This is a genomic window from Kitasatospora sp. NPDC088264, assembly GCF_040685715.1.
GTDB lineage: Bacteria > Actinomycetota > Actinomycetes > Streptomycetales > Streptomycetaceae > Kitasatospora.
Genome location: NZ_JBFBIR010000015.1, coordinates 132707 through 158005, shown reverse-complemented (window position 1 = coordinate 158005; position 25299 = coordinate 132707). Strand labels below are relative to the sequence as shown.

The 25299-nt window shown below is 72.5% G+C and carries 24 protein-coding genes and 1 tRNA gene; 17 read left to right on the top strand and 8 right to left on the bottom strand.

Going from position 1 to position 25299, the window contains the following annotated elements; all coding sequences use genetic code 11:
* Positions 1 to 180: 180 nt before the first annotated feature.
* The 3 genes from AB0O82_RS15220 (at position 181) to AB0O82_RS15210 (ending at position 1742) form a co-directional block, all read left to right on the top strand.
* Positions 181 to 300, top strand: a complete 120-nt coding sequence (locus tag AB0O82_RS15220) for a putative leader peptide (RefSeq protein WP_347878546.1) — start codon at positions 181 to 183, stop codon at positions 298 to 300.
* A gap of 115 nt (positions 301 to 415) precedes the next feature.
* Entirely contained in the window at positions 416 to 694 is a 279-nt protein-coding gene (locus tag AB0O82_RS15215; RefSeq protein WP_363370276.1) for a MoaD/ThiS family protein, read from the top strand.
* A 79-nt stretch (positions 695 to 773) separates the two neighbouring features.
* Positions 774 to 1742: a cysteine synthase gene (locus AB0O82_RS15210; RefSeq protein ID WP_363583759.1), complete on the top strand. Its 969-nt coding sequence runs from the start codon at positions 774 to 776 to the stop codon at positions 1740 to 1742.
* A gap of 34 nt (positions 1743 to 1776) precedes the next feature.
* On the opposite strand, the gene AB0O82_RS15205 is transcribed toward AB0O82_RS15210, so the two are convergent.
* On the bottom strand, positions 1777 to 2247 hold the full coding sequence (locus AB0O82_RS15205) for a type II toxin-antitoxin system PemK/MazF family toxin (RefSeq protein WP_363583757.1): 471 nt from the start codon (positions 2245 to 2247) through the stop codon (positions 1777 to 1779).
* 186 nt (positions 2248 to 2433) lie between these two features.
* On the opposite strand from AB0O82_RS15205, the gene AB0O82_RS15200 reads away from it, so the two are divergent.
* Both AB0O82_RS15200 and AB0O82_RS15195 read left to right on the top strand, forming a co-directional pair.
* The gene (locus AB0O82_RS15200) at positions 2434 to 2625 is read left to right on the top strand and encodes a MarR family transcriptional regulator (protein WP_363583755.1); all 192 of its coding nucleotides are present in this window, start codon (positions 2434 to 2436) and stop codon (positions 2623 to 2625) included.
* A gap of 199 nt (positions 2626 to 2824) precedes the next feature.
* Positions 2825 to 3571 carry an MBL fold metallo-hydrolase gene (locus AB0O82_RS15195; RefSeq protein ID WP_350881195.1) on the top strand — a complete coding sequence of 249 codons (747 nt, stop codon included), beginning with the start codon at positions 2825 to 2827 and terminating at the stop codon, positions 3569 to 3571.
* Between the two features lie 37 nt (positions 3572 to 3608).
* On the opposite strand, the gene AB0O82_RS15190 is transcribed toward AB0O82_RS15195, so the two are convergent.
* The 4 genes from AB0O82_RS15190 to AB0O82_RS15175 all read right to left on the bottom strand — a co-directional run bounded on the left by AB0O82_RS15190 (position 3609) and on the right by AB0O82_RS15175 (position 9753).
* Positions 3609 to 4895: an LLM class flavin-dependent oxidoreductase gene (locus AB0O82_RS15190; protein WP_363583753.1), complete on the bottom strand. Its 1287-nt coding sequence runs from the start codon at positions 4893 to 4895 to the stop codon at positions 3609 to 3611.
* Entirely contained in the window at positions 4892 to 5956 is a 1065-nt protein-coding gene (locus AB0O82_RS15185; RefSeq protein WP_363583751.1) for an LLM class flavin-dependent oxidoreductase, read from the bottom strand. Before AB0O82_RS15185 ends, AB0O82_RS15190 begins: the two co-directional genes overlap by 4 nt.
* A gap of 414 nt (positions 5957 to 6370) precedes the next feature.
* Positions 6371 to 7642: a PTS transporter subunit EIIC gene (locus AB0O82_RS15180; protein WP_363583749.1), complete on the bottom strand. Its 1272-nt coding sequence runs from the start codon at positions 7640 to 7642 to the stop codon at positions 6371 to 6373.
* 809 nt (positions 7643 to 8451) lie between these two features.
* Complete coding sequence (locus AB0O82_RS15175) at positions 8452 to 9753, bottom strand: PTS transporter subunit EIIC (RefSeq protein WP_363583747.1); 1302 nt, start codon at positions 9751 to 9753, stop codon at positions 8452 to 8454.
* A gap of 399 nt (positions 9754 to 10152) precedes the next feature.
* Here AB0O82_RS15175 and AB0O82_RS15170 point away from each other — a divergent pair, with 399 nt between their 5' ends.
* From AB0O82_RS15170 to rdgB, 4 genes are all read left to right on the top strand, one after another.
* Positions 10153 to 10386 carry a PTS glucose/sucrose transporter subunit IIB gene (locus AB0O82_RS15170; protein WP_063349220.1) on the top strand — a complete coding sequence of 78 codons (234 nt, stop codon included), beginning with the start codon at positions 10153 to 10155 and terminating at the stop codon, positions 10384 to 10386.
* A 171-nt stretch (positions 10387 to 10557) separates the two neighbouring features.
* A complete protein-coding gene (gene rph, locus AB0O82_RS15165) occupies positions 10558 to 11283 on the top strand; it encodes a ribonuclease PH (RefSeq protein WP_350881205.1) in 726 nt (241 codons plus the stop codon).
* Between the two features lie 172 nt (positions 11284 to 11455).
* Complete coding sequence (locus tag AB0O82_RS15160; RefSeq protein ID WP_363583744.1) at positions 11456 to 11845, top strand: hypothetical protein; 390 nt, start codon at positions 11456 to 11458, stop codon at positions 11843 to 11845.
* A gap of 31 nt (positions 11846 to 11876) precedes the next feature.
* The gene (rdgB, locus tag AB0O82_RS15155; RefSeq protein ID WP_363583742.1) at positions 11877 to 12482 is read left to right on the top strand and encodes an RdgB/HAM1 family non-canonical purine NTP pyrophosphatase; all 606 of its coding nucleotides are present in this window, start codon (positions 11877 to 11879) and stop codon (positions 12480 to 12482) included.
* 69 nt (positions 12483 to 12551) lie between these two features.
* Here rdgB and AB0O82_RS15150 read toward each other — a convergent pair.
* A tRNA-Leu gene (locus AB0O82_RS15150) sits at positions 12552 to 12635 on the bottom strand.
* Between the two features lie 420 nt (positions 12636 to 13055).
* Here AB0O82_RS15150 and AB0O82_RS15145 point away from each other — a divergent pair.
* The gene (locus AB0O82_RS15145; RefSeq protein WP_363583769.1) at positions 13056 to 15461 is read left to right on the top strand and encodes a chitinase C-terminal domain-containing protein; all 2406 of its coding nucleotides are present in this window, start codon (positions 13056 to 13058) and stop codon (positions 15459 to 15461) included.
* 125 nt (positions 15462 to 15586) lie between these two features.
* Here AB0O82_RS15145 and bcp read toward each other — a convergent pair whose 3' ends face one another.
* Positions 15587 to 16063, bottom strand: a complete 477-nt coding sequence (gene bcp / locus AB0O82_RS15140) for a thioredoxin-dependent thiol peroxidase (RefSeq protein WP_363583740.1) — start codon at positions 16061 to 16063, stop codon at positions 15587 to 15589.
* Positions 16064 to 16209: 146 nt separating this feature from the next.
* Here bcp and AB0O82_RS15135 point away from each other — a divergent pair, with 146 nt between their 5' ends.
* From AB0O82_RS15135 to AB0O82_RS15125, 3 genes are all read left to right on the top strand, one after another.
* Positions 16210 to 16551 carry a DUF3618 domain-containing protein gene (locus AB0O82_RS15135; RefSeq protein WP_063349226.1) on the top strand — a complete coding sequence of 114 codons (342 nt, stop codon included), beginning with the start codon at positions 16210 to 16212 and terminating at the stop codon, positions 16549 to 16551.
* Between the two features lie 285 nt (positions 16552 to 16836).
* Positions 16837 to 17139, top strand: a complete 303-nt coding sequence (locus AB0O82_RS15130) for a co-chaperone GroES (protein ID WP_079136310.1) — start codon at positions 16837 to 16839, stop codon at positions 17137 to 17139.
* A gap of 96 nt (positions 17140 to 17235) precedes the next feature.
* Positions 17236 to 18414, top strand: a complete 1179-nt coding sequence (locus AB0O82_RS15125; RefSeq protein ID WP_363583738.1) for a winged helix DNA-binding domain-containing protein — start codon at positions 17236 to 17238, stop codon at positions 18412 to 18414.
* A gap of 59 nt (positions 18415 to 18473) precedes the next feature.
* On the opposite strand, the gene AB0O82_RS15120 is transcribed toward AB0O82_RS15125, so the two are convergent.
* A complete protein-coding gene (locus AB0O82_RS15120; protein WP_363583736.1) occupies positions 18474 to 20837 on the bottom strand; it encodes a transglycosylase domain-containing protein in 2364 nt (787 codons plus the stop codon).
* A 271-nt stretch (positions 20838 to 21108) separates the two neighbouring features.
* Between AB0O82_RS15120 and AB0O82_RS15115 the strand changes: the two genes are divergently transcribed.
* The 4 genes from AB0O82_RS15115 to AB0O82_RS15100 all read left to right on the top strand — a co-directional run bounded on the left by AB0O82_RS15115 (position 21109) and on the right by AB0O82_RS15100 (position 25218).
* Positions 21109 to 21978, top strand: coding sequence for an ABC-2 family transporter protein (locus AB0O82_RS15115; RefSeq protein WP_363583734.1), 870 nt, complete (start codon positions 21109 to 21111; stop codon positions 21976 to 21978).
* On the top strand, positions 21971 to 22798 hold the full coding sequence (locus AB0O82_RS15110) for an ABC-2 family transporter protein (RefSeq protein WP_363583732.1): 828 nt from the start codon (positions 21971 to 21973) through the stop codon (positions 22796 to 22798). Before AB0O82_RS15115 ends, AB0O82_RS15110 begins: the two co-directional genes overlap by 8 nt.
* 50 nt (positions 22799 to 22848) lie before the next feature.
* Positions 22849 to 23808, top strand: coding sequence for an ATP-binding cassette domain-containing protein (locus AB0O82_RS15105; protein WP_363583730.1), 960 nt, complete (start codon positions 22849 to 22851; stop codon positions 23806 to 23808).
* A gap of 177 nt (positions 23809 to 23985) precedes the next feature.
* Positions 23986 to 25218: a glycosyltransferase gene (locus tag AB0O82_RS15100; RefSeq protein ID WP_363583728.1), complete on the top strand. Its 1233-nt coding sequence runs from the start codon at positions 23986 to 23988 to the stop codon at positions 25216 to 25218.
* Positions 25219 to 25299 lie beyond the last annotated feature (81 nt).

Here is a 25299-nt window from a genome sequence, read left to right as displayed (position 1 = left end):
GCGCGTCACCAACACGGGGCGCACACCCCCACCGGGCCTCACCACCCCCCCCCGGGGCGCGCCCCCCCCCCCCCCCGCGCGCGGCCGCCGGGCCCGTGTCGTCTCAGCCCGAGAAACGGGAACATCCGGATCCCGAGACGGGCATGGAGGAGCGGGCCGGGGAATCTATACGATGAGCCCATGCGTTCCGTCGATGTGAGCAACCAGGCCCCGGGCACCCGCCTCGTGGCGCGCCTGCACGTCGACCTGTGCCGGCTCGCCAGTGCGATCTGTCCCGGCACGCCCGCGCGTTCGCGCTGAGCCGCCCGCCCCACCCGGTGCCCACCGCCTGCCGGCGACGCCGAGCCCCGGGACCACCCTCCCCGCCGTGCCCGCCGCGGCCCACCCACCTCACGACTCGCACAGGAGCGCACCCATGGCCATCGAGGTCCGCATCCCGACCATCCTCCGCACCTACACCGACGGCGCCAAGGCCGTCGAGGGCACCGGCAGCAACCTCGGGGAGCTCTTCGCCGACCTCGACGCCCGCCACCCGGGCATCGCCGCCCGCCTGGTCGAGGGCGGTGAGCTGCGCCGCTTCGTCAACGTCTACCTGAACGACGAGGACGTCCGCTTCCTGGAGGGCATCTCCACCGCCCTCGCCGACGGTGACAGCGTCACCATCCTGCCCGCCGTGGCCGGCGGAGCCCGCTGACCTCCCGCCCTCCCGTCCGCCCAGCGGCGGGCGGGAGGGCGCCCTTCCGCACCCCCACCGCCGTGGCCGGAGGCCTCCCTTGCGTTACGACAGCCCGCTCGAAGCCGTCGGCAACACCCCGCTGGTCCGCCTGCCGCGGCTGTCCGCCGCCGTCCCCGGCAACACCGACGGGCAGGTGACGCTCTGGGCCAAGCTGGAGGACCGCAACCCCACCGGCTCGATCAAGGACCGCCCGGCGCTGCACATGATCGAGCGCGCCGAGGCCGCTGGCCGGCTCACCCCCGGCTGCACCATCCTGGAACCCACCAGCGGCAACACCGGCATCTCGCTCGCCATGGCCGCCAAGCTCAAGGGCTACCGGATGGTCTGCGTGATGCCCGAGAACACCAGCGAGGAACGGCGCGAACTGCTCCGCATGTGGGGCGCCGAGATCATCCCCTCGCCGGCCGCCGGCGGCTCCAACACCGCCGTCCGGATCGCCAAGGAGATCGCCGCCGAGCACCCGGACTGGGTCATGCTCTACCAGTACGGCAACCCCGACAACGCGGGCGCCCACTACGCCACCACCGGCCCCGAGATCCTCGCCGACCTGCCGACCGTCACCCACTTCGTGGCCGGCCTCGGCACCACCGGCACCCTGATGGGCGTCGGGCGCTACCTGCGCGAGAAGGTCCCCGGCGTGCGGATCGTCGCCGCCGAACCCCGCTACGACGACCTGGTGTACGGGCTGCGCAACCTCGACGAGGGCTTCGTCCCCGAGCTGTACGACGCCGCGGTGCTCACCACCCGTTTCTCGGTCGGCTCCGCGGACGCCGTCCGCCGCACCCGCGAACTCCTCCAGCAGGAGGGCATCTTCGCGGGCGTCTCGACCGGCGCGATCCTGCACGCCGCGATCGGCGTCGGCCGCAAGGCCGCGGCGGCCGGGGAGCGCGCCGACATCGTGTTCGTGGTCGCCGACGGCGGCTGGAAGTACCTGTCCACCGGCATCTACACCGCGGAGACCACCGAGGCGGCCGTCGAGGCGCTGCAGGGGCAGCTCTGGGCCTGAGAGCCCCAGCGGTGCTGGAGGGCCAGCTCCGGGCCTAGCCGCGTTGCAGGGCCTGCTGCGCGCGGGACCAGACCTGCCGGTCCACCGTGCCGGCCCGGCGGCGGAAGGCCGACAGCGGCACCTCGCGCAGCTCGTCGGTCTCCAGCCAGCTGGTGCGGCCCTGCCGGTCGCCCACCGAGGCGGGCGGCAGCGGCAGCACGCCCGGGCGTTCGGCGTGGTGCTTGCTGGTGATCTTCGCGACGGTCGCGGTGCGGCCGTGCACCCGCAGCACCAGGCACGGGCGGTCCTTCGACCCCGGGCCGTCCTCGAACGGGACCTCCGCCCACCAGATCTCCTGCGGCTGCGGCCCCGGACGGCCCTTGGCCGCCGGGCGCGGGCGCGGAGCCGTCGGACCGGCCGGTCGCGGCGCCGGGCGGGTGCGCCGGACCAGCGCCCCCACGACGGCGGCCAGCAGCGCGACGCCCGCCACCGCCAGGACCACCCAGACCCCGGTCGAACTGTTCATGGCGCGAACCGTACCGGGCCCATGGCGGCCCCCACCACCGTGAGTGCCCGGACGGCCGGGCATTTGTCCGCACCAGGCTCCCGGTTCGTCACGGAATGACCACGGTGCCCGTTCCGTGGTGAAGAGTCGCCGACGCCCGGACAGGCTGCCTCACGTACGCCCGCCCCGCCCCTCCGGAGGTGCCTCGTGGGGAGAAGCTCCGAGCTGTGGTCCTACGCCGAGATCGCCCGCCACATCAACGTGCAGGCCGAGAGCGTCCGCAACTACCGGCGGCACGGGCTGCTGCCCGACCCGGACGTCCTCGACGCCGGCGGCCACCCCCGCTGGTACCCCGACACGATCAAGGCCTGGGCCCGCAACCGCCCCCGCCACCGCTGACCCGACGGCACCCGAACGGACGGCACCGCCCCCGCCCCGGCGTTCTGGTGATTCCAGCCACAGCCCGGCACGGGGACGGGGGCAAAGTGCCGCTCCGCCCTTACTCTCGACACGCGAAGCAGTGCTACCGGCCGGTTCCACCGGCCCGGCCTGCCGTTTTCCAGCAGCAGCCAGGACGTGTCGGGGCGGAGGGGCTCGGATGAAACTGACCGTGGTGGGGTGCTCGGGGAGCTTCCCGTCCGCCGAATCGCCCTGCTCCAGCTACCTCGTCGAGGCCGACGGCTACCGCGTCGTGCTCGACCTCGGCAACGGTGCCCTCGGCGCCCTGCAGAAGTACGTGGACATCTACGAGGTCGACGCCGTCCTGCTCAGCCACCTGCACGCCGACCACTGCGTCGACCTGTGCGCCTACTGGGTCGCCCGCAACTACCGCGCCGAGGGCTGCCCCGACCCGATGCCCGTCTACGGCCCGGCCGGCACCGCCGAACGGCTCGCCCGCGCCTACGACATGCCGGAGAACCCGGGGATGAAGGAGGTCTTCGACTTCCACACCCTCACCCCCGGGGCCTTCGACCTCGGCCCGTTCCGGATCGAGGTCGCCCAGGTCAACCACCCCGTCGACGCCTTCGCCTTCCGCCTCGAACACGACGGCCGCGCGCTCGTCTACTCCGGCGACACCGGCGAGAGCGCCGAACTCGTCGAACTCGCCCGCGACGCCGACCTCTTCCTCTGCGAGGCCGCCTACATCGACGGCCGGGACACCTACCAGGCCGTCCACCTCAACGGCCGGGAGGCCGGCGAGCACGCCGCCGCCGCCCACGTCCGCCGGCTCGTCCTCACCCACATCCCCCCGTGGACCGACGCCGAGCACAACCGCCGCGATGCCGCCGCCGCGTACCCGGGCCCCGTCGAGGTCGCCCGGGCGGGTGCGGTGTACCGGATCTGAGCGGGCGGGCGGGCCGGTCGGCTCGGCGTCGGTCGTCTCAGCGTCGGCCGGGGAGCGGCAGGCCGAGGTGGTCGCGCAGGGTCGTCCCGCTGTAGTCGGTGCGGAACACCCCGCGCTCCTGGAGCAGCGGCACCACGTGGTCGACGAACGCGTCCAGGCCGCCCGGGGTCAGGTGGGGGACGAGGATGAAGCCGTCGGCCGCGTCGTTCTGCACGAAGAAGTCGATCCGCTCGGCGACCGTCGCGGGGGAGCCGATGAAGGACTGCCGGCCGGTCACCTCGATCACCAGCTCGCGGCTGGTGAGCTGCTTCTCGGCGGCCAGCGCCCGCCAGCGGGCGGCGACGGCCGACGGGTCGCCGATCCGGACCCGGCCCTGGGCCAGGGCGCTGTCCGGGTCGGGGTCGACGGCGGGCAGCGGACCGTTCGGGTCGTGGTCGGACAGGTCGATGCCCCAGACCTGTTCCAGGAAGGCGATCGTGGTCTGCGGCCCGACCTGGGCCCGGCGGACCTCGGCGGCGAGTTCGGCGGCCTCGGCGTCGGTGTCGCCGAGGGCGAAGGTGACGCCGGGCATGATCTTCAGCTCGTCCGGCTTGCGGCCGTACGCGGCGAGCCGGCGCTTGACGTCCGCGTGGAAGGCCTGGCCGTCGGCGAGGGTGGAGTGCCGGCTGAAGACGACGTCGGCGGTCGCGGCGGCGAACTCCCGGCCCTCGTCGGAGTCCCCGGCCTGGATGACCACCGGGTGGCCCTGCGGCGGGCGGGGCAGCGAGAGCCGGCCCTCGACCTCGAACTGCGGGCCGCTGTGCCGGACGGTCTCCGCTCCGCCGTCCCAGAACTCCCGGGCGAGCTGCACGAATTCGGCGGCCCGGGTGTAGCGGTCGGCGCGGTCGAGGTAGCCGCCGCGGCGGAAGTTCTCCCCGGTGAAGGCGTCCGAGGAGGTGACCACGTTCCAGGCCGCGCGCCCGCCGGAGAGGTGGTCCAACGAGGCGAACCGACGGGCCAGTTCGTACGGTTCGTTGAAGGTGGCGTTGACGGTGCCGGCCAGCCCGAGACGGGTGGTGACGGCGGCCAGCGCGTTCAGCACGGTGATCGACTCGGGGCGGCCGACCACGTCCAGGTCGTGGATGCGGCCCTTGTTCTCGCGCAGCCGCAGGCCCTCGGCGAGGAAGAAGAAGTCGAACTTCCCGCGCTCGGCGGTCTCGGCGAGGTGGCGGAAGGAGTCGAACTCGATGTGGCTGCCGGAGTCCGGGTCGCTCCACACCGTGGTGTTGTTGACGCCGGGGAAGTGTGCGGCGAGGTGGATCTGCTTGAGCGGGCGGTCCGTCATCGGGTCACCTCGGCGAGAGCGGCAGCGGACGGGGCGGCGGTGGCGGCGGTGTTGGTGGCGGCGTTGGTGGCGTAGCGGCTGGCCGGGCGGGCCAGGCCGAGGTGGTCGCGCAGGGTGCGGCCGGCCGCGTACCCGGCGCGGAACAGCCCCTGGGCGCGCAGCACCGGGACGACCCGTTCGGCGAGGGCGGCCAGGTCCCGTTCGGGCTCGGCGGGGACGAGGTGGAAGCCGTCGACGCCGGTGCCGATCGCGGCGAGGTCGGCGAGCAGGCGGTCGGCCGCGGCGTCGTCGGGCAGGGAGGCGTCGGTCCGGGCGAGGATGCGCAGGTGCTCGCCGGCGCGCAGCCGCAGTTCGGTGGCGGCGGCCAGCCGGGCGGCGTGGTCGGGGGCGTCCAGCAGGACGACGTCGGCGTACCGGATCGCCGCCGCGACCCGGGCGCGACCGCCGGGGGAGGCGTACGGGGCGAGGTCGACGGCGGACACCGGGACGGCGACGACCGGGCGGCCCTGCGGTGGGCGCGGGGTGATCGACGGCCCGCGGACGGAGAAGTGCGGGCCCTCGAAGTCGACGTAGTGCAGCTTGTCGCGGTCGATGAACCGCCCGGTGGCGGTGTCGCGGATCTCCGCGTCGTCCTCCCAGCTGTCCCAGAGCCGGGCGGCGACCTCGACGGCGTCGGCGGCTTCGGCCCAGAGCGCGTCCGCGGGGGCGGTCGGGCGGCGGCCGAAGGCCTTGGCCTCGGCCTCGGTGGCGGAGACGCCGACCAGCCAGCCGGCCCGGCCCCGGCTCACCCAGTCCAGCGTGTTGACCGCGATCGAGGTGTGGAACGGCTCGGTGTGGGTGGTGGTGACGGTGGGCACCAGTCCGACCCGCTCGGTCAGCGGGGCGATCCGGGCGAGGGTGGCGAGGGCGTCGGGGCGGCGCGGTTCGGAGGTGAAGGAGTCGTCGAGGGTGACGAAGTCGAGGGTGGCCCGCTCGGCGAGGCGGGCGAGGGCGGCGTAGTGCCCGGCGTCGACGTGGCCGGGGCTGTCCAGGGCGGCGGAGAGGTGCAGTTGGCGGGGCATGCTGAGGCCTGACTTTCCTCGTGCGGACGCGTGCGGGCGACGCCGGCGAACGCGCACAGGGGGTGTGCGGGTGCGTACGGCCGCGCGCGGGTGCGCGGGTGCGCGGTGGCGGCCCGGAGGCGGGCGGGGCCCGTGCGGGCGGGAGGGGAGGAACGGCGCCGGGCGGGAGGTCAGCCGGGCGGCGGGGGGAACGGTCGGCTCAGCCGCGACACGCCGCGGACCACACGCGACCGAAGTCGATGTGGCTGCGGGTCACCAGCGGGCAGGACGCGTTCACGGCTTCAGTTGACCAGTGCCTGCGCCGGTTCGTCAACCGCCGTTCCCGCCGCCCCGGGGCGGGACGCACGACGACCCCGCCCCGCCGCTGGGGGAGCAGCGGCGGGGCGGGGTCGTGGAGTGCGGACGGGCGGGGCCTCAGGCCTTGGTCACGTCCTCGATCTCGTCGTCGTCCTCGCGGCCGGGGGTCTTGAGGTCGAACTTGGTGATCGCGAAGCGGAAGAGGAAGTAGTACAGCGCACCGAAGACCAGGCCGATCGGGATGATCAGCCACGGCTTGGTGGCCAGGTTCCAGTTGAGCCCGTAGTCGATCAGGCCGGCCGAGAAGCCGAAGCCGTCGTGCACGCCCAGGCCCCAGGTGACGGCCATCGAGAGGCCGGTGAGCACCGCGTGGATCAGGTAGAGGACCGGGGCGATGAACATGAAGGAGAACTCGATCGGCTCGGTGACACCGGTCACGAAGCTGGTCAGTGCGACGGAGATCATCATGCCGAGCACGGCCTTGCGGCGCTCGGGGCGCGCGGCGTGGGCGATCGCGATGGCGGCGGCGGGGAGGCCGAACATCATGATCGGGAAGAAGCCGGACATGAACTGGCCGGCGGTCGGGTCACCGTGGAAGAAGCGCGGGATGTCGCCGGTCCAGGTGTGGCCGGTGGGGTCGGTGAAGCTGCCGACCTGCTGCTGGAAGAAGGTGTTCAGGAACTGGTGCATGCCGACCGGGATCAGCGCGCGGTTGGCGACACCGTAGACGCCGGCGCCGACGCTGCCGAGGCCGGTCAGCCAGTCGCTGGCGTGGGTCAGGCCGGTGCCGATCGGGCCCCAGATGAGGCCCATGACGACGCCGAGCAGGGTGCCGAGGAAGGCCATGATGATCGGGACGAGGCGGCGGCCGTTGAAGAAGCCGAGCCAGTCGACGAGCTTCTTGCGGTGGTACTTCTGCCAGATCACGGCGCTGAGCAGGCCGACCACGATGCCGCCGAAGACCCCGGGGTTCTGGGGCTTTCCTTCCGGCAGCGCCGCGGTGATGCTCCCGTCCACCGGGAAGACGGTCAGCACGTTGTGGAAGACCAGGTAGCCGACCAGGGCGGCCAGCGCGGTCGAGCCGTCGGCCTTCTTGGCGAAGCCGATGGCGACACCGACGCAGAACAGCAGCGGCAGGTTGCTGAACACGGCGTCACCGGCGGTGGCGAAGACCTGGGCGACCTTTCCCCAGCCGAGCCAGTCCTTGCCGAAGACGTCGTCCTGGCCGAGGCGGAGCAGGATGCCTGCGGCCGGGAGGACGGCGACCGGCAGCTGGAGGCTGCGGCCGATCTTCTGCAGGCCCTGGAGGAGGTTCTGGCCGAACTTCTTGACGGGGCTTGGCGTGGCCGGAGCCGTGGCGGGCGCCGGTGCCTGCGCTGACTGACTCATTGGGGTGGGTTCCTAACGGCATGGCGGTCGGGGGAGGGGCACAGGGGGCCGAACCGCGAACTGGTCTACACCACGTGTGGTGTAGACCAGTTTTGTAGCACGGGTGGAGAAGGGGGGGAACCCCGGAAAGCGCCCCTGCCGGGAAGCGCTATGAAATCGAAACCTAGTTGCGGAACGACGATCATGATTACCCGCCGTGATTGGGATTTTGGCTATTTGCGCAACAAAAAGACCCGGCCCCGTCCGGAGGCCCCGCCGAGGCCTCGTCAGGGGTCCGCCGCGGGCCCGGCGGTGCGCGGACGGGGGTCGGGTCGGCGGGGTTCACGGGCGGACGCGACGGTGTCCGGGCGGGGGGCGGCCTCCGGAGCTCCGGTGTCTGCTGCCGGGGTCCGGTCCGGGTGCGGTGGGCGGTGGGGAAGGGGCCCACCGGGGTGTCGGACATCACGGACGGCCGGCGGTCGGGAGGAGTCCGGGCCCCACCCCGTCCGGCTTCGGCCAATCCGCGGCTTTCCGACCCCCGCGGCGCATGGTCGGGGTCGGCGGGGAAACGGTGGCGGCCGATTGCCGGCCACCGCCCGCGCCGGGCGGCGGCGGCCTTTCCCCACCCCCGCGGTGCCCCCGGCCGGCGGCCGGGCGGTGCGGGTCGCCCCGGCCCCGCCTGGCACGGCTGACGGCCCGCCGGGGAATCCCCGGGGCGCATATCGGAATTGTTTTACCGCCCGGGCATTTGGTCATTTCCGGAAATGCCGAAGGCCTCCGGACCGTCGGGTCCGGAGGCCATTGCGGGTGCTGCCCGGTGACGCTCGGTTTCAGACCTTGGTGACGTCCTCGACCTCGCTCTCGTCCTCCCGCCCGGGTGTTTTCAGATTGAATTTGACGATGATGAACCGGAAGAGCGCGTAGTACACGGCGGCGAAGCAGAGCCCGATCGGGATGATCAGCCACGGCTTGGTGGCCAGCCCCCAGTTGATGACGTAGTCGATCAGGCCGGCCGAGAAGCTGAAGCCGTCGTGCACCCCGAGCCCCCAGGTGACGGCCATCGAGGCGCCGGTCAGCAGCGCGTGCACGCCGTACAGGGCCGGGGCGACGTAGGCGAAGGAGTACTCGAGCGGTTCGGTGACGCCCGTCACGAAGGAGGTCAGGCCGACCGAGAGCATCAGGCCGTAGATCTCCTTGCGGCGGTGCGGTTTCGCCGAGTGCGCGATCGCCAGTGCGGCGGCGGGCAGCGCGAACATCATGATCGGGAAGAATCCGGACTGGAACTGGCCGGCCGTCGGGTCACCCGCCAGGAAGCGCGGGATGTCGCCGTGCGCGATGGTGCCGTCCGGCTTGATGAACTCGCCGAACTGGAACCAGACGAATGTGTTCAGCAGCTGGTGCATGCCGATCAGCAGCAGCGCGCGGTTGAACAGGCCGAAGATGCCGGCGCCGCCCGCGCCCAGGTCGGCCAGGGTCTGGCTGAAGTCGTTGAGCCCGCGGCCGATCGGCGGCCAGACCCAGAGCGCCACGCAGGCGGTGGCCAGGCCCACCACCGCGGTGATCATCGGCACCAGGCGGCGGCCGTTGAAGAAGCCCAGCCAGTCGACCAGCCTGGTGCGGTGGAAGCGGACCCAGAGCCAGGCCGACATCAGGCCGATCAGGATGCCGCCCAGGACGCCCGGGTTCTGGTACGTCGCGGCCGCCGCCTTGGCCGAGCTGTAGTCCACGCACTGGCCGGTCCAGGCGTCGGTGACCAGGACCGTCCCGTTCTTGCAGTTCTCCGGGAACGCGTGCAGGACCTTGTAGTAGACGAGGAAGCCCACCACGGCGGCCAGCGCGGTGGAACCGTCCGCCTTCTTCGCCATGCCGATCGCCACACCGACGCAGAACAGCATCGGCAGGCCGAACGAGGAGTCCAGCAGGGCGCCGCCGGCCGAGGCGAAGACCTTGGCGACGTCGGTCCAGCCGAGGCCGTCCTTGCCGAAGACGTCGGGCTGGCCGAGCCGGTTGAGGATGCCGGCCGCGGGGAGCACCGCCACCGGGAGCTGCAGGGAGCGGCCCATCTTCTGGAGGCCGCCGTAGAAGGTGTGCCACCACACGCGCTGCGGGGCCGTGGCGCCTGCCGAACTCATCCTTCGCCCTCCGAGAGCAGTTGCCGGCCGGTGGCCCCCGGCGGGACCCCCGGGCGGGGATCCGGAACACCCGGGGTCCTTTCTGCGTTCATCGGAGTACACATATATTGGTGTAGACCACTTTGGGACGCAGGCCGCACTCCGGGCACGAGCCCGCTGCTCGTCATCCTCTGGTGGCGGTCGGGACCGTGCGCGCCGGAATGGGCCAAAAGTGGACTAACGTGGCAGATCGGACCGGAGCAGGTGATGCTGGTCGCGCTGCCCGGCGGCGCGACCGCGGCTGAACCCGCGTCAGCACCGGTACCGACCACGCCGGCCACCGGTCGGCGGACACCCCAGTACAGCGCAGGACGGCACCCGGCAGAGCGGCCGGCGGGCCGAGACAGAGGGAGAAATCAGATGGCCAGCAAGGCTGAGAAGATCGTCGCCGGTCTGGGCGGCATCGACAACATCGAAGAGGTCGAGGGCTGCATCACCCGCCTTCGCACCGAGGTCAAGGACGCCTCCCTGGTCAACGAGGCCGCCCTCAAGGCCGCCGGCGCCCACGGCGTCGTCAAGATGGGCACCGCCATCCAGGTCGTCATCGGCACCGACGCCGACCCGATCGCCGCTGACATCGAGGACATGATGTGAGCTGAGCCACCGGGCTCACCCCACCCCCGGCCCGCCGCCCCACCCGGGAACGGCGGGCCGAGGCGCACCCGGGGACGGCGCCGAGCGCAGCCGGGGAGCGGCGCCCAGCCGCACCCCGGCGGGCCGAGGCGCACCCGGAACACCCGCTCCGAGCGACTACGCTCAGTGCCTATGTCACGCATCGACGGCCGCACCCCCGACCAGCTCCGCCCCATCACCATCGAACGGGGCTGGAGCAAGCACGCCGAAGGATCCGTCCTCATCTCCTACGGCGACACCAAGGTGCTGTGCACCGCCAGCGTCACCGAGGGCGTCCCCCGCTGGCGCAAGGGCAGCGGCGAAGGCTGGGTCACCGCCGAGTACTCCATGCTCCCGCGCGCCACCAACACCCGCGGCGACCGCGAGGCCGTCAAGGGCCGCATCGGCGGCCGCACCCACGAGATCAGCCGGCTCATCGGCCGCTCGCTGCGCGCCGTCGTCGACCACCGCGCCCTCGCCGAGAACACCATCGTCCTCGACTGCGACGTCCTCCAGGCCGACGGCGGCACCCGCACCGCCGCCATCACCGGCGCCTACGTCGCCCTCGCCGACGCGGTCGCCTGGGCCCGCGACCGCAAGCTCCTGCGCGCCAAGGGCCAGCCCATCACCGGCGGCGTCAGCGCCGTCAGCGTCGGCATCATCGACGGCGTCCCGATGCTCGACCTCCAGTACGAGGAGGACGTCCGCGCCGAGACCGACATGAACATCGTCTGCACCTCCGACGGCCGCTTCGTCGAGGTCCAGGGCACCGCCGAGGGCGCCCCCTTCGACCGCGCCCTGCTCGACCGCCTGCTCGACCTCGGCACCCTGGGCTGCGCCGAGCTCGACGAGATCCAGCGCAAGGCCCTGGAGGCCTGAACCGGTTCGGCCCACGGCGCCGTGGACCCGGATGTACCCGCAGCCGTACGGGCCGCTGTACACGCCGGGCCCGAAGCCCGTACGGTTCCCGCAGCACCCCTGCTGCGGGAACCGCGCACCCCCCGGCGCGCGTCCCGTCCCACGGAACCCGCGCGCCCCACAGGAGGACCGGATGCCGTCCAGCATCGCCCGCCCCGCCGCCCTCGCCGTGGCCGGCCTGATCGCCATCCTCCCGCTCAGCATGGTCAGTTGCTCTGCGGCCCAGAAGGCGATCGACTGCGGCAGCACGGCGGTCAGGATCACCGGTGACCTCGCCGACGTCACCAGCGCCTACGGCAACGCGAGCAACGACTCGGCGGCCGCCGGGAAGGCGCTGGAGAAGCTCAGGACCGACCTCAACCAGGTCGGCAAGAACTCCAAGAACACCGACGTCGCCAAGGCCGTCGCCGACCTGCAGAAGCAGGCCGACAAGGTCCAGCAGGCCGTCGACAAGAAGGAAGTCCCCGACCTCAAGCCGCTCGGCGACGCGGCCGGCAACCTCACCTCGGTCTGCACCGGCTGACGCCGGGACGGCTGCCGATAGGGTGGGCGATATGTCCACCCGATTGATCCTCGCCACCCGTAACCAGCACAAGGTCGCCGAACTCCGCGCCATCCTCGGCGAGGCCGGCCTGGACGTCGAACTCGTCGGCGCCGACGCCTACCCCGAGATCCCGGACGTCCCGGAGACCGGCGTCACCTTCGCCGAGAACGCGCTCCTCAAGGCTCACGCCCTCGCCCGCGCCACCGGCCTGCCCGCCGTCGCCGACGACTCCGGCCTCTGCGTCGACGTCCTGAACGGCGCCCCCGGCATCTTCTCCGCCCGCTGGGTCGGCAAGCACGGCGACGACCGCGCCAACCTCGACCTGCTGCTCGCCCAGCTCTCCGACATCTCCGACCCGCACCGCGGCGCCCACTTCTTCTGCGCCGCCGCCCTCGCCCTCCCCGACGGCACCGAGCGCGTCGTCGAGGGCCGCCTCCTCGGCACCCTGCGCACCGCCCCCTCCGGCGACGGCGGCTTCGGCTACGACCCGATCCTCCAGCCCCTCGGCGAGACCCGCACCTGCGCCGAACTCACCCCCGCCGAGAAGAACGCCATCAGCCATCGCGGCCTGGCCTTCCGCGGCCTCGCCCCGGTCGTCAAGGACCTCCTGGGCTGACGGCCGGTCGGAGAGCGCCGAAGGCCCGCCGCGGATCATTCCGGGGCGGGCCTTCGAATCTAAGGCTAGTGCGGCCTGAGGGACTTGAACCCTCACGGGATTTCTCCCACGGGCACCTAAAACCCGGGCGTCTGCCGATTCCGCCAAGGCCGCATGGCCTCTAGTCTAGGGCTTCGCCCGTGCCGGGGCACCGTCCTTTCCGGTGCGGCACCGTCCCGGATGCGGGCGGGCGGTGGTGTCGAGGGGTTCGGCGGCGGGTTCGGCGGCGGGTTCAGTGGGGGCGTTCGGTCGCGGGGTGACGGGGTTTCGGCCAAGGGGTGACTTGTTGCCGTCGGTGGGGTGACCGGCGGGGTTGGGGATTTGATTACCAATTGGTACAGACCTATTGACCTATGTGGTTCAGACCACATAGCTTCGGCGCCAATTGCAATCCCCCCACGTGCGTGCTCCCCCACAGGCACGCGCCGACACTCTCTCCCGGAGGACCGAGTGTTGATCCGAAACACGGCGGAGCGGCGTCCCACCGCCGCACTCCGCCGCAAGAGCCCGGCTGCCCGGGCGGGCGCGGTCGCGCTGGCGGCGGCCGGTCTGGCCGGTCTGCTGCTGTCGACGCTGGGCGCGGTGCCCTCGCAGGCGTCCGCGACCGTCGACAACGGGGCCTGTCGCCCCGACGGCCTGTACCAGACGCCCGGGGTGGACGTCCCGTACTGCTCGGTCTACGACACCGGCGGCCGCGAGAAGATGGGCGCGGACCACCAGCGCCGCATCATCGGCTACTTCACCGGCTGGCGCACCGGCAAGAACGGCGACCAGCCCTACCTGGTGAACGACATCCCCTGGGACAAGGTCACCCACCTCAACTACGCGTTCGGCCACGTCGGCGGTGACAACAAGCTCTCCGTCGGCACCGACGGCCCGACCAACGAGGCCACCGGGATCTCCTTCCCGGGCGTGCCCGGCGCCGAGTTGGACCCGACGCTGCCCTACAAGGGCCACTTCAATCTGCTGACGAAGTTCAAGAAGCAGTACCCGAACGTCAAGACCCTGATCTCGGTGGGCGGTTGGACCGAGACCGGCGGATACTTCGGGGACGACGGCAAGCGCGTCAACTCCGGCGGCTTCTACTCGATGACCGTCAACCCGGACGGCAGCGTCAACCAGGCCGGCATCGACACCTTCGCCGCCTCGTCCGTCGACTTCATCCGCAAGTACGGTTTCAACGGCGTCGACGTCGACTACGAGTACCCGACCTCGATGAAGGACGCCGGCAACCCGCTGGACTGGCAGCTCGCCAACTCCAAGCGCGGCTCGCTGGCGAAGGGCTACGCGGCGCTGATGAAGACGCTGCGCGAGAACCTGGACCGGGCCGGCGCCGCCGACGGCAGGCACTACCTGCTGTCGGTCGCGGCCCCGTCGTCCGGCTACCTGCTGCGCGGCATGGAGACCTTCCAGGTGGCGCAGTACCTGGACTACGTCAACATCATGTCGTACGACCTGCACGGCGCCTGGAACAAGTACGTCGGCCCGAACGCCTCGTTGTTCGACGACGGCAAGGACGGCGAGCTGGCGGCGGCCAACGTGTACGGCACCGGCCAGTACGGCGGCATCGGCTACCTGAACGCCGACTGGTCGTACCACTACTTCCGCGGTGCGATGCCGGGCGGCCGGATCAACGTCGGCCTGCCGTACTACACCCGGGGCTTCAAGAACGTCACGGGCGGCACCAACGGCCTGTGGGGCACCGCGGCGGCGACCACCTGCCCGGTCGGCTCCGGCCTGACCTCCTGCGGTGACGGCGCGGTCGGCATCGACAACATCTGGAACGACAAGGACGACGCGGGCAAGGAGTCCCCGGCCGGGTCGAACCCGATGTGGCACGCGAAGAACCTGGAGAAGGGCATCCTGCCCGACTACCTGGCCAAGTACGGCGTGAAGGACACCGCGCTGCAGGGCACCTACGCCCGCAACTACAGCAGCAGCCTGGTGGCGCCGTGGCTGTGGAACGACGCCAAGAAGGTGTTCCTCTCCACCGAGGACGAGCAGTCGGTGGGTGCCAAGGCGGACTACATCGTCAACCAGGGCGCCGGCGGCGCGATGATCTGGGAGCTCGCGGGCGACTACAAGTGGGACGCGAGCGCCAACGGCGGCAAGGGCGAGTACGTGCCGGGTTCGACGCTGACCTCGCTGATGTACGACAAGTTCAAGGCGGCCACGCCGTACGGCGCGACCCGTTCGACGGTCCCGCTGCCGCAGCAGACCCTGCCGATCGACGTGTCGTTCACCAACTTCGCGCTGGGTGACTCGAATTACCCGATCAACCCGAAGATCCACATCGTCAACAACTCGACGACGACCCTGCCGGGCGGCACCGAGTTCCAGTTCGACTACAGCAACTCGGCTCCGGGCAACGCCAAGGACCAGTCCGGCTTCGGCCTCCAGGTCATCCGGCAGGACAACCCCGGTCCGGGCAACGTGGGCGGCCTGAAGGGCACCTACAACCGGGTGTCGGTCAAGCTGCCGGGCTGGCAGTCGCTGGCGCCGGGCGCCTCGGTGGACCTGGACTTCGTCTACTACCTGCCGGTCTCGACCCCGTCGAACTGGACGGTCAACGTGAACGGCACGCTGTACGGGCTCAAGGGCGACCTGACCCGGGGCACGGTGGACGGCGGCACGCCGACCCCGACCCCGACCCCGACGCCTACCGCGACCGCCACCGCTTCGCCGACCGCGACCGCCTCCCCGACGGCGACCGCCTCGCCCACCGCCACGGCCTCGCCGACCGCGACGGCCACCGCGACCGCCACCCCGACGACGGGGGCCTGCACGGCCGCCCCGAGCTGGGACGCGGGCACCACCTACGCGGCCACCACCAAGGTGTCGTGGAAGGGCCACTACTACCAGAACAAGTGGTGGACCAAGGGCGACGACCCCGCGGCCAGCGGCTCGTGGGGCGTCTGGAGCGACCTCGGGGCCTGCTGACGGCGCCCTGAGGTGAGAGACGGCGGTGGCGGTGCACCCGGTCGGGGGGTGTGCCGCCACCGCTTCGTTCAGCGAGGTGCCGGGAGAGCGAGGTGCCGGGCCGTCGAGCGCCAGGCCTTCGAGCGTCAGGCCGTCTCGACCTTGAGGTCGCGCAGCAGCTTGGCGACGTGCCCGGTGGCCTTCACGTTGTACAGTGCGCGCTCGACCTTGCCCTGCTCGTCCACGATCACGGTGGAGCGGATCACGCCGACGTAGGTGCGGCCGTAGTTCTGCTTCTCGCCGTAGGCGCCGTAGGCCTCCAGCACCTGGTGGTCCGGGTCGGACACCAGGGTGACCTTGAGGTTCTCGGCCTCGCGGAACTTGCCGAGCTTCTCCGGCTTGTCCGGGGAGATGCCGATGACGTCGTAGCCGGCGCCGGCGAGGACCTCCAGGTTGTCGGTGAAGTCGCAGGCCTGCTTGGTGCAGCCGGGGGTGAGCGCGGCCGGGTAGAAGTAGACGATGACCTTGCGGCCCAGGTGGTCGGCGAGGGACACCTGGTTGCCGTCGGCGTCGGACAGGCTGAAGGCGGGCGCGGTGTCGCCGGGCTGGAGACGCTCACTCACGGGTAAATCTCCTGTTGCTGGGGCGGGCGGTCATAGCACGGCAAACTTACCCCCGATGGTGGGTGGGGTCGCGCGGCCCTGCTCGGCAACTGACAGACTGGGTCAGTCGCACAGGACAACATCAGCAAGTGAATGGGGTGGCCCGAGTGGGCGAGGCGAGCACGAAGGACAAGTCGGCGCGGACGACCGCCCAGATCGAGGCGGACATCTCCCGGACCCGCACCCAGCTGGCGGCCACCCTGGACGAGCTGGCCGTGCGCGTCCACCCGAGCACGATCAGCGCCCAGGTGAAGGCGAAGGCCGTGGCCGCCGTCGAGGAGAAGGCCGGCCGGGCGTACGTGGCCGCCAACGGCGTGGTGGAGAAGGTGCGGGCGCAGTTCGTGGACGAGAAGGGGCAGCCGCGCACGGAGCGGATCGTCCCGGCCGCGCTGGTCGGCGTGGGCGTGCTGCTGCTGGTGGCTTCCGCCCGGAAGCGCCGCAAGGGCTGAACGGGCACGGGGTGAGGGCCGGGCGCGGGAGGCGTCCGGCCTTCGGTGTGCCCGGGCCCGGGAGGTGCGCCCGGCTCTGGGGGGTGTGCCCGGGCCCGGGTGCGTGTCCGGCCCCGCGGGCGCCGCGGCTTCCCGCATGCCGGGCCAGCGTCACGCCGCGCGCCCGGGGGCGGTACCTTCGGGATCGTGAGTACGAACGACGAACCGACCCCGCAGGCCTCCTCCGCCGCACCCGAGTACGAGGCGGCGCGGCACGACCGGCTGGGCGAGAAGCTGCCGATCCGGATGCTGCACGACCGCGTGCTGGTGCGGATCGAGGGCAGCGAGGGCGAGCGCCGCTCGACCGGCGGCATCCTGATCCCCGCGACCGCGGAGCTGTCCAAGCGCTGCACCTGGGCGGAGGCCGTCGCGGTGGGCCAGAGCGTCCGCTCGGTGGAGCCGGGCGACCGGGTGCTGTACGACCCGGAGGACAAGCTGGAGGTCGAGGTCCGCGGCGCCACCTACGTGCTGCTGCGCGAGCGTGACCTGCACGCGGTGGCGGCGACCCGCTTCGGCGACACGGAGGGCTCGACCGGGCTCTACCTCTGAACCTCTGAGCACGGACGTGGCGTGAGCCGGTCGGGGCGGTGCCCCGGCCGGCTCCTTGCGTCCGGGCCTGTCGGTGGTGGGGGCTAGGGTCCGGGCATGACGAGGCGTGTGCCGGTGATCGGCGAGGGTGAGCGGCGGGCCCGGGTGGGGCGGCGGCAGTTGCTGGCGCCGTCGGTGCGGGTGGCGCGGGTGGAGCAGGTGGCGGACGCGCTGGTGGGGCTGCACGCGTCGGACCCGGCGACGGTGTACCTGTCGGCGTGCGCGCGGCTGGTGGAGCCGTCGGTGGCGGAGGTGGACCGGGCGCTGTACGAGGACGTCACGCTGGTGAAGCTGCTGTCGATGCGGCGGACGCTGTTCGCGGTGACGGAGGGCTTCGCGCCGCACGTGAGTTCGTCGACGGCGCGGGCGATCGCGGCGAGGGAGCGGGCGACGCTGCTCAAGCACCTGCGGGACCACGCGGACGGCTGGGACGAGGCGCGGCTGGCCGGGGCGGAGCGCGCGGTGCTGGCCGCCGTGGCCCGGCGCGGCGAGGCGACGACGAAGGAACTCGGCGACGACGTGCCGGAGTTGCGCGAGACGATGCTGATGTCGGCGGGCAAGCCGTACGAGAACCGGCAGAGCGTGGGCAGTCGGCTGCTGCGGCTGCTGGCCGCGGACGGGCACGTGCGGCGGGGCCGCCCGCGCGGGTCGTGGCTGAGCAACGTCTATCCGTGGGCGCCGGTGCCGCAGTGGCCGGAGGCGCCGGTGCGGGAGGCGAAGGCGGAGGTGGTGCGGCGCTGGCTGGCCGGGTACGGCCCGGCGACCGTCGAGGACGTGAAGTGGTGGACGGGCTGGACGCTGGGGGACACCCGCCGGGCGCTGGCGGACGTGGGCGCCGAGGACGTGGAGCTGGCGGGCGGGGCGGCGGCGCTGGTGCTGCCGGGGGACGCCGGGCCGGTGGCGGAGCCGGAGCCGTGGGCGGCGCTGCTGCCGGGGCTGGATCCGACGGTGATGGGCTGGCGGGGGCGGGACTGGTACCTGCGGCCGGAGGACGTGCCGGCGCTGTTCGACCGGGCGGGCAACGCCGGGCCGACGGTGTGGTGGTGCGGCCGGGTGGTGGGCGGCTGGGCGCAGCGGCCGGACGGTGAGGTGGTGTGGCGGCTGTTCGGTGATGTGGGGGCGGAGGCCGGGGCGGCGATCGCGGCGGAGGCGGCGCGCCTGGCGGGCTGGTTGGGGGATGTGCGGGTGACGCCGCGGTTCCGGTCGCCGTTGGAGCGGGAGTTGGTGGCGGGGTAGTTCACCGGCCGGCGGGGTGGTTCACCGCTCGGGGGGTGGTTCACCGCTCGGAGGGTTGCTCACTGGGCGGGCGGGGTGGCTCGCTGGGCCGGTGGTGTCGCGCTCGTCGCCGGGTTGGTGGCGGCGCCGGTGGTGCTGGGTGGCGTGGTCGGGTGGGTGGGCCGGGTCTGGGTGGGTCGGGGGGTGGGGCTGGACTGCTCCTGGGTGGCGGTGGGCTGGGGTGCCTGCGGGCTGGGCTGTTCCTGGGTGGTGGTGGGCTGCGGGGCGGGCGCGCTGGGGGCGTGGGTGGGGGTGTCGGGCACGGGGGTGCTGCTGGGGGGTTCCTCGCTGTTGCCGCCGCCGGTGGTGGGGGTGGTGGCGGTGGGGCTGGGGGTGGTGGTGGCGCTGCTGCTGGGGCTGAAGCCGGGGGCGGGGGTGTCGCGGCCGGTCTGGAGGTCGAACTGCTGGGTGGCGGTGCCGTCGAGGGCGGCGCTCATGTAGGCGGTCCAGATCCGGGTGGGGAAGGTGCCGCCGTTGATCCGGGCGAGTCCGGCGGTGCCGGCCAGTGGTTCCTTGGCGTGGGTCTTCGGGTTCTCGCGGAACAGGCCGACGGTGGTGGCGAGTTCGGGGGTGTAGCCGGCGAACCAGGCGGAGAGGTTGGAGTCGGTGGTGCCGGTCTTGCCGGCGGCGGGGCGGCCGAGGTCGAGGGCGGCGGCGCCGGTGCCGCGGGGGCCGATGACGTCGCGCAGGACGTCGGTGACGGTGTCGGCGTAGGGCCGGTCGATGGCGTCGACGGGGGTGTGGTCGGGCATCTTGGGGGCGTCGACGGCGCCGCCGGTGTGGACGCGTGCGAGTTTGAGGACGGACCACGGGGCGTTCGCCTGGCCGTGGTTGGCGAGGGTGGCGTAGGCGCCGGCCAGGTCGAGGGCGCTGGGGGTGGCGGTGCCGAGGGTCATCGAGGTGTTGGCCGGGTCCATGCCGCGGACGCTGTCGGGGATGCCGAGTTTGACGGCGGTGTCGCGGACGCGGGCGAGGCCGGCGTCGACGCCCTCCTGCGCGTACACGGAGTTGACGGACTTCACCATGGCGTAGCGCAGGGTGATGTTGCCGTAGTCGACGTCGTCCTCGTTGGGTGGCGCGTAGGGGGTGGGGCCGCCGGTGACGGGGCGTTCGCTGGTGCCGTCGTAGCGGGTGTCGGGGGTGATCTGCCGGCCGTCGAGGGTGTGCTGGGCGATGAGGCCGGCGGCGAGGTCGACGGGTTTGAAGGTGGAGCCGATCTGGTTGTCCTGGCGCAGGGCGTCGTTGTAGGGCTGTTTGGCGTAGTCGGGGCCGCCGTAGATGGCGACGACGCGGCCGGTGGCGGCTTCGACGGAGGCGCCGGCGACCCGGACGTCGGTGTCGGTGGCGGGGCGGCGCTGGGGGTCGAGTTCGTCGGTGAGTTCGTCCTGGACGGCCTTGTGGAAGGCGTCCTGCTTGGGCTTGTCGAAGGTGGTGGTGATGCGCCAGCCGCCGGCCTTGAGGGTGGCGGTGTCGATGATGCCGGCGGAGACGAGGTAGTCGTCGGCGACGCCGACGAGGTAGCCGGCCTGGCCGGAGAGGCCGGTGGCGGGCTGGGGGTCGATCGGTTCGGGGAAGGTGGTGGCGGTGCGTTCGGCATCGGTGAGGAAGCCGAGTTGGACCATGCCGTCGAGGGTGTAGTGCCAGCGGGCGATGGCCTTCTCGCGGTTGGCGGGGGTGGCGGTCTTGACGTCGTAGCTGCTGGGCGCCTGGAGGAGGGAGGCGAGGTAGGCGCCCTGGGCGAGGGTGAGGGCGGAGACGTCGACGCCGTAGTAGGCGTGGGCGGCGCTCTGGATGCCGTAGGCGCCGCGGCCGAAGTAGCTGCTGTTGAGGTAGCCGGCGAGGATCTCGGGCTTGTCGCGCTGTTGGTCGACCTTGAGGGCGATGAAGAGTTCGCGGCCCTTGCGTTCGATGGTCTTGTCCTGCGTCAGGTAGTAGTTCTTGACGTACTGCTGGGTGATGGTGGAGCCGCCCTGCGTGCCCTTGCCGGTGAGGGTGTTCCAGCCGGCCCGGAGCATGCCTTTGAGGTCGATGCCGCGGTTGCGGTAGAAGGTGCGGTCCTCGGCGGAGACGACGGCGTGCTGGGTCTGCGGGGGGATCTGGTCGATGGTGACGTCGGTGCGGTTGACGGCGCCGGTGCGGGCGATCTCGGTGGTGTCGTCGGCGTAGAGGTAGATGTTGTTCTGGGCGACGGCGTGGGCGTTGGGATCGGGCACCGGGACGATGACGTAGAGCACGGCGAAGGCGCCGACGGTGAGCAGGAGCGCGGCGGTGAGGGCGCCGAGCGTGATGCGCCAGGTGGGCAGGAGCCGGCGCCAGCGGGGGAGGGCTCGGCGGGCCGCGCGGCGGGCGGCTCGTTTGGCCTGGCGTCGGGTGCTCAAGGTCATGCCGCGATTATGTGCTATTTGATGGCCGATCAGGGGTTGGTCGGGGGGTTGGCGTGCTCGGGGAAACCGGGTGCGGCGGCTGGTCCTCGGCGCTACGGTGAAAGGTGCAAACCAGGTAGCGCCTCACGTGGCGCACTCGCATAGCGCACCCAGTTCCGTCAGCTCCGCGCGTTCGGCCCGGTACCCCCGGGTGCGGCCGGTCGGAGCCGCTGGGGTGTGCGCGGACGTCGGCGGGCATCCACCTGCCCGTATTTGTCGACAAGGAGACAATATGCTGAATCTCGCGCCCCCGGAGACGCGGACCGCACGCCCTCCTGATCCCACCGGGCCGCTCCCCGTCCTCGGGCTCTACGCGGCCGTCGCCCGCGGCGCCTTCCGCCGCTACTCCACCTACCGGGCCGCCACCGTGGCCGGCACCTTCACCAACACCGTCTTCGGCATCATCCTGGCCTCCTCCTTCCTCGCCCTCTGGCAGGCCCGCCCCAGCCTCGGCGGCTACGACCAGAGCCAGGCTGTCACCTACATCTGGGTCAGCCAGGCCCTGCTGGTCACCGTCGCGGTGTGGGGCGGCGGCTTCCAGGACGACCTCCAGGACCGCTTCCGCAGCGGGGACATCGCCGTCGACCTCTACCGCCCGGTCGACTTCCAGGGCTGGTGGCTGGCCACCGACCTCGGCCGGGCCGCCTTCCAACTGCTGGTCCGCGGCACCGTGCCGCTGCTGGTCGGCGCCCTGGTGTTCCGCACCCGGATGCCCGAGCAGCCGCTGACCTGGGCGGTCTTCCTGCTCTCGGTGCTGCTCGCGCTGGTGGTCAGCTTCGGGCTGCGCTTCCTGGTCTCGATCACCGGCTTCTGGCTGCACGACTCGGACGGGGTGCGCTCGGTGATGCTGGTGGTCTCGATGTTCTTCTCCGGGATGCTGCTGCCGATCGTGCTCTTCCCCGGCCTGCTCGGCGACCTCGCCGCGGTGCTGCCCTGGGCGGCGCTGGTGAAGGTGCCGACCGACGTCTTCCTGGAGCGCTCGACCGGCACCGGCCTGCTCGGCGCGCTCGGCTTCCAACTCGCCTGGGCCGTCGCCCTGCTCGCCGCGGGCCGGGGCGCCCAGTGGCTGGCGACCCGCAAGGTGGTGGTGCAGGGTGGCTGAGCCGATCGTGCCCCGCACCGCGTGGGCGGTCCGCTCCTGGTGGCTGTGCGCCCGGATGTGGATGCGCTCGATGATGGCCTACCGGGCCTCCTTCGCCCTGAACCTGGTGGCCAGCCTGGCCACGCACTCGCTGGACTTCGTCGTCCTGGTGCTGATGTTCCGGCACACCGACCAGCTGGGCGGCTGGCGACTGCCGGAGATCGCCTTCCTCTACGGCACCGCGACCTTCGCCCTCGGCGTGGCCAACCTGCTGGTCGGCTCGGTCGAGGGCCTCGGCGTGCGGATCGTCAACGGGTCGCTGGACACCATGCTGATCCGGCCCGCGCCCGCGCTCGCCCAACTGTGCGCCGAACGCTTCTCGCTGCGCCGGCTCGGCCGCCCCATCCAGGCCCTGGCGGTGCTCGCCTGGTCACTGGCCACCCTGGACGTCCACTGGACCTGGGACCGCGTGCTGCTGGTGCCCGCCCTGCTGGTCTGCGGCAGCGTCATCTTCGGTGCGATCTACGTCGGCGGCGCGACCGTGCAGTTCTGGTGGGGCGAGTCCAAGGAGATCCAGAACTCCTTCACCTACGGCGGCGCGACCCTGCTGCACTACCCGCCGACCATCTTCGCCAAGGAACTGGTGGCCGGCGTCGTCTTCGGCGTCCCGCTGGCCTTCGTCAACTGGCTGCCCGCCCTGCACGTCCTCGGCCGGCCCGACCCGCTCGGCCTGCCCACCGCCTTCCAGTACGCCTCCCCGCTCGCCGCCGCGCTCTGCGTCGCCGCCGCCGGGCTCGCCTGGCGGGCCGGGCTGCGCGCCTACCGCGGCACCGGCAGCTGAAGCTACCGAGGCACCGGCAGCCGAACCCCCCTCCTACGCAAGGAACCCCCATGGCACTGATCGAACTCGAGGACGTCCGCCGCACCTTCACCGTGCGGGTCCGCACCGGCCGCTTCAGCCGGGTCAGGCGCGAGGTGCGCGCGGTGGACGGGCTGAGCTTCACCGTCGAGGCCGGCGAGTGCGTCGGCTACATCGGCCCCAACGGCGCCGGCAAGTCGACCACCATCAAGATGCTCACCGGCATCCTCGTGCCCAGCGGCGGGCGGCTGCGCGTCGCCGGAGCGGACCCGGCCCGCGAACGCGTCGCGCTGGCCCGCCGGATCGGCGTCGTCTTCGGCCAGCGCACCACGCTCTGGTGGGACCTCCCGCTCCGCGACTCCTTCGAACTCGCCCGCCGGATCTACCGCATCCCCGACCGCCGATATCGCGAGAACCTCGCCCGCTGCGTCGAACTGCTCGACCTGGAAGGACTGCTGGACACCCCCGTCCGCCAGCTCTCGCTCGGCCAGCGGATGCGCGGCGACCTCGCGGCGGCACTGCTGCACGACCCGCAGGTGCTCTACCTGGACGAGCCGACCATCGGCCTGGACGTGGTCAGCAAGGGGAAGGTGCGCGAGTTCCTGCGCGAGGTGAACCGGGACCGGGGCACCACCGTGCTGCTCACCACGCACGACCTGACCGACATCGAGCAGCTCTGCGGCCGGGTGATGGTGATCGACCACGGCCGGGTCGTCTACGACGGCGGGCTGGACGGCCTGCACGCCACCGGGCGCAGCGAGCGCACCCTGGTGGTCGACCTGGCCGAGGCCAGGCCCGAGATCGAGGTGGACGGGGCCCGGGTGGTGAAGGTCGAGGGGCCCCGGCAGTGGCTGGCCTTCCCGGCGCAGCAGAGCGCCGCGCCGATCGTGGCGGCGGTGGCCGCGCGCTATCCGCTGGTGGACCTGTCGGTGCGCGAGCCGGCGATCGAGGACGTGATCGCGCGGATGTACACGGAGGCGGCGATCGGCTGAGCCTCCTGGACGGCCGGGACGGCCGGGACGGCCTGGACGCCTTGGACGCCTTGGACGCCCTGAAACGTCCGTTCGGGCGCTGTCACCCGTCCGGGGAGGGCACGTGACTCCCCGGCGGGCAGCCGAGTTGACGTTGCATCGCTCGGCGAACAGCACACCGGAGGGCAGCGCTTCTCGATGACCGGACCCGATGTGACCGTGGTGGTCGCGGTCTACAACACCATGCCCTACCTCACCGCCTGCCTGGACTCGCTGGTCGGGCAGACCCTGGCGCCCGGGCGGCTGGAGGTGGTGGTCGTCGACGACGGCTCCACGGACGGCGGCGAGGCCGTCCTGGACGACTACGCCGCCCGCCACCCCGGGCTGTTCCGGGTGGTGCACCAGCCCAACTCGGGCGGCCCGGCGGCCCCCACGAACCGGGGCCTGGCACTGGCCCGCGGCCGCTACGTGCTGTTCCTCGGCGCGGACGACTGGCTCGGCGCCGAGGCGCTGGAGCGGCTGGTCACGGCGGCCGACGCCTGGGGTTCGGACGTGCTGGTGCCCAAGCAGGTCGGGGTGAACGGGCGGCTGGTGCCGCAGGGGATCTTCCACGCCAACGCCGAGTCCGTCGGTTTCACCGACTCGGCGCTGGCCTGGGCGCTGTCCGACACCAAGCTGTTCCGGATGGACCTCGTCCGGCGCCACGGGCTGCGCCGCGACGAGGAGCTGAAGGTCTTCTCGGACCAGCCGTTCACCCTGGAGGCCTGCCTGCGGGCGGCCCGGGTGTCCGTCCTCGCCGACTACGACTGCTACTTCCTGGTGCTGCGCGAGGACTTGGGCAACGTCACCCAGCGGGCCGGGGTGCTGGACCGGCTGCGCGGGATCGCGGCGTTGCAGCAGGTCGCCGCCGATCTGGCCGCGCCCGGCGGGGAGTTGGACGCGATCCGGGCCCGCAGCTTCGCCTGGGACGTGCCGCGGCTGCTCCAGGACGACTTCCTGCTGCTCGACGACGCCGTCCAGGAGCAGGTCTGCGCCGAGGTCGGCCGGCTGATCGAGCGCTTCGACGCCCGCGCGGTCTACCCGCGGCTGCCCGTCGCCGAGCGGCTGCGGCTCGAACTCGCCGCCGCCGTCCGGCCGGAGGCGCTGCGGGACCTGATCCGGTACGAGGCCGCGCACGGCGACCCGCCGGTGGTCGTCGACGGTCGGCGGCACTACGCGGGCTACCCGGCGTTCCGGGACGCCCGGCTGGGGCTGCCGGACGAGCTGTTCCTGCTGGGCGAGGAGCCGGTGCGGCTGCCGCCGGAGGTCCCGCCGCTCAACCTGGCCCAGCAGCTGTGGCGCGGCGCCGTGCCGGCCCAGCTGCGGCGCGGGCTGCGGCGCTACCCGGTGTGGCGCCGGCTCGCCAACACGGTGAACGGGGGCCGGGGGTGAGCGGGGGCCCCGGAGGCCGGGGCCGCCGGAGGCTGGGGGCCCCGGAGGAAAGGGGACACGAGGATGAACGGGGTGCGGGGA

Excerpts from the sequence above, each read along its gene's own strand:
- AB0O82_RS15130 (WP_079136310.1), top strand. The coding sequence starts at position 16,837 with ATGCTGCACGACCGCGTGCTGGTGCGGATCGAGGGCAGCGAGGGCGAG.
- AB0O82_RS15215 (WP_363370276.1), top strand. The coding sequence starts at position 416 with ATGGCCATCGAGGTCCGCATCCCGACCATCCTCCGCACCTACACCGAC.
- rdgB (WP_363583742.1), top strand. The coding sequence starts at position 11,877 with ATGTCCACCCGATTGATCCTCGCCACCCGTAACCAGCACAAGGTCGCC.
- AB0O82_RS15190 (WP_363583753.1), bottom strand. The coding sequence starts at position 4,895 with ATGACGGACCGCCCGCTCAAGCAGATCCACCTCGCCGCACACTTCCCC.
- rph (WP_350881205.1), top strand. The coding sequence starts at position 10,558 with ATGTCACGCATCGACGGCCGCACCCCCGACCAGCTCCGCCCCATCACC.
- AB0O82_RS15220 (WP_347878546.1), top strand. The coding sequence starts at position 181 with ATGCGTTCCGTCGATGTGAGCAACCAGGCCCCGGGCACCCGCCTCGTG.
- AB0O82_RS15120 (WP_363583736.1), bottom strand. The coding sequence starts at position 20,837 with ATGACCTTGAGCACCCGACGCCAGGCCAAACGAGCCGCCCGCCGCGCG.
- AB0O82_RS15180 (WP_363583749.1), bottom strand. The coding sequence starts at position 7,642 with ATGAGTCAGTCAGCGCAGGCACCGGCGCCCGCCACGGCTCCGGCCACG.
- AB0O82_RS15175 (WP_363583747.1), bottom strand. The coding sequence starts at position 9,753 with ATGAGTTCGGCAGGCGCCACGGCCCCGCAGCGCGTGTGGTGGCACACC.
- AB0O82_RS15100 (WP_363583728.1), top strand. The coding sequence starts at position 23,986 with ATGACCGGACCCGATGTGACCGTGGTGGTCGCGGTCTACAACACCATG.
- AB0O82_RS15185 (WP_363583751.1), bottom strand. The coding sequence starts at position 5,956 with ATGCCCCGCCAACTGCACCTCTCCGCCGCCCTGGACAGCCCCGGCCAC.
- AB0O82_RS15170 (WP_063349220.1), top strand. The coding sequence starts at position 10,153 with ATGGCCAGCAAGGCTGAGAAGATCGTCGCCGGTCTGGGCGGCATCGAC.
- AB0O82_RS15105 (WP_363583730.1), top strand. The coding sequence starts at position 22,849 with ATGGCACTGATCGAACTCGAGGACGTCCGCCGCACCTTCACCGTGCGG.
- AB0O82_RS15115 (WP_363583734.1), top strand. The coding sequence starts at position 21,109 with ATGCTGAATCTCGCGCCCCCGGAGACGCGGACCGCACGCCCTCCTGAT.
- AB0O82_RS15125 (WP_363583738.1), top strand. The coding sequence starts at position 17,236 with ATGACGAGGCGTGTGCCGGTGATCGGCGAGGGTGAGCGGCGGGCCCGG.
- AB0O82_RS15160 (WP_363583744.1), top strand. The coding sequence starts at position 11,456 with ATGCCGTCCAGCATCGCCCGCCCCGCCGCCCTCGCCGTGGCCGGCCTG.
- AB0O82_RS15205 (WP_363583757.1), bottom strand. The coding sequence starts at position 2,247 with ATGAACAGTTCGACCGGGGTCTGGGTGGTCCTGGCGGTGGCGGGCGTC.
- AB0O82_RS15195 (WP_350881195.1), top strand. The coding sequence starts at position 2,825 with ATGAAACTGACCGTGGTGGGGTGCTCGGGGAGCTTCCCGTCCGCCGAA.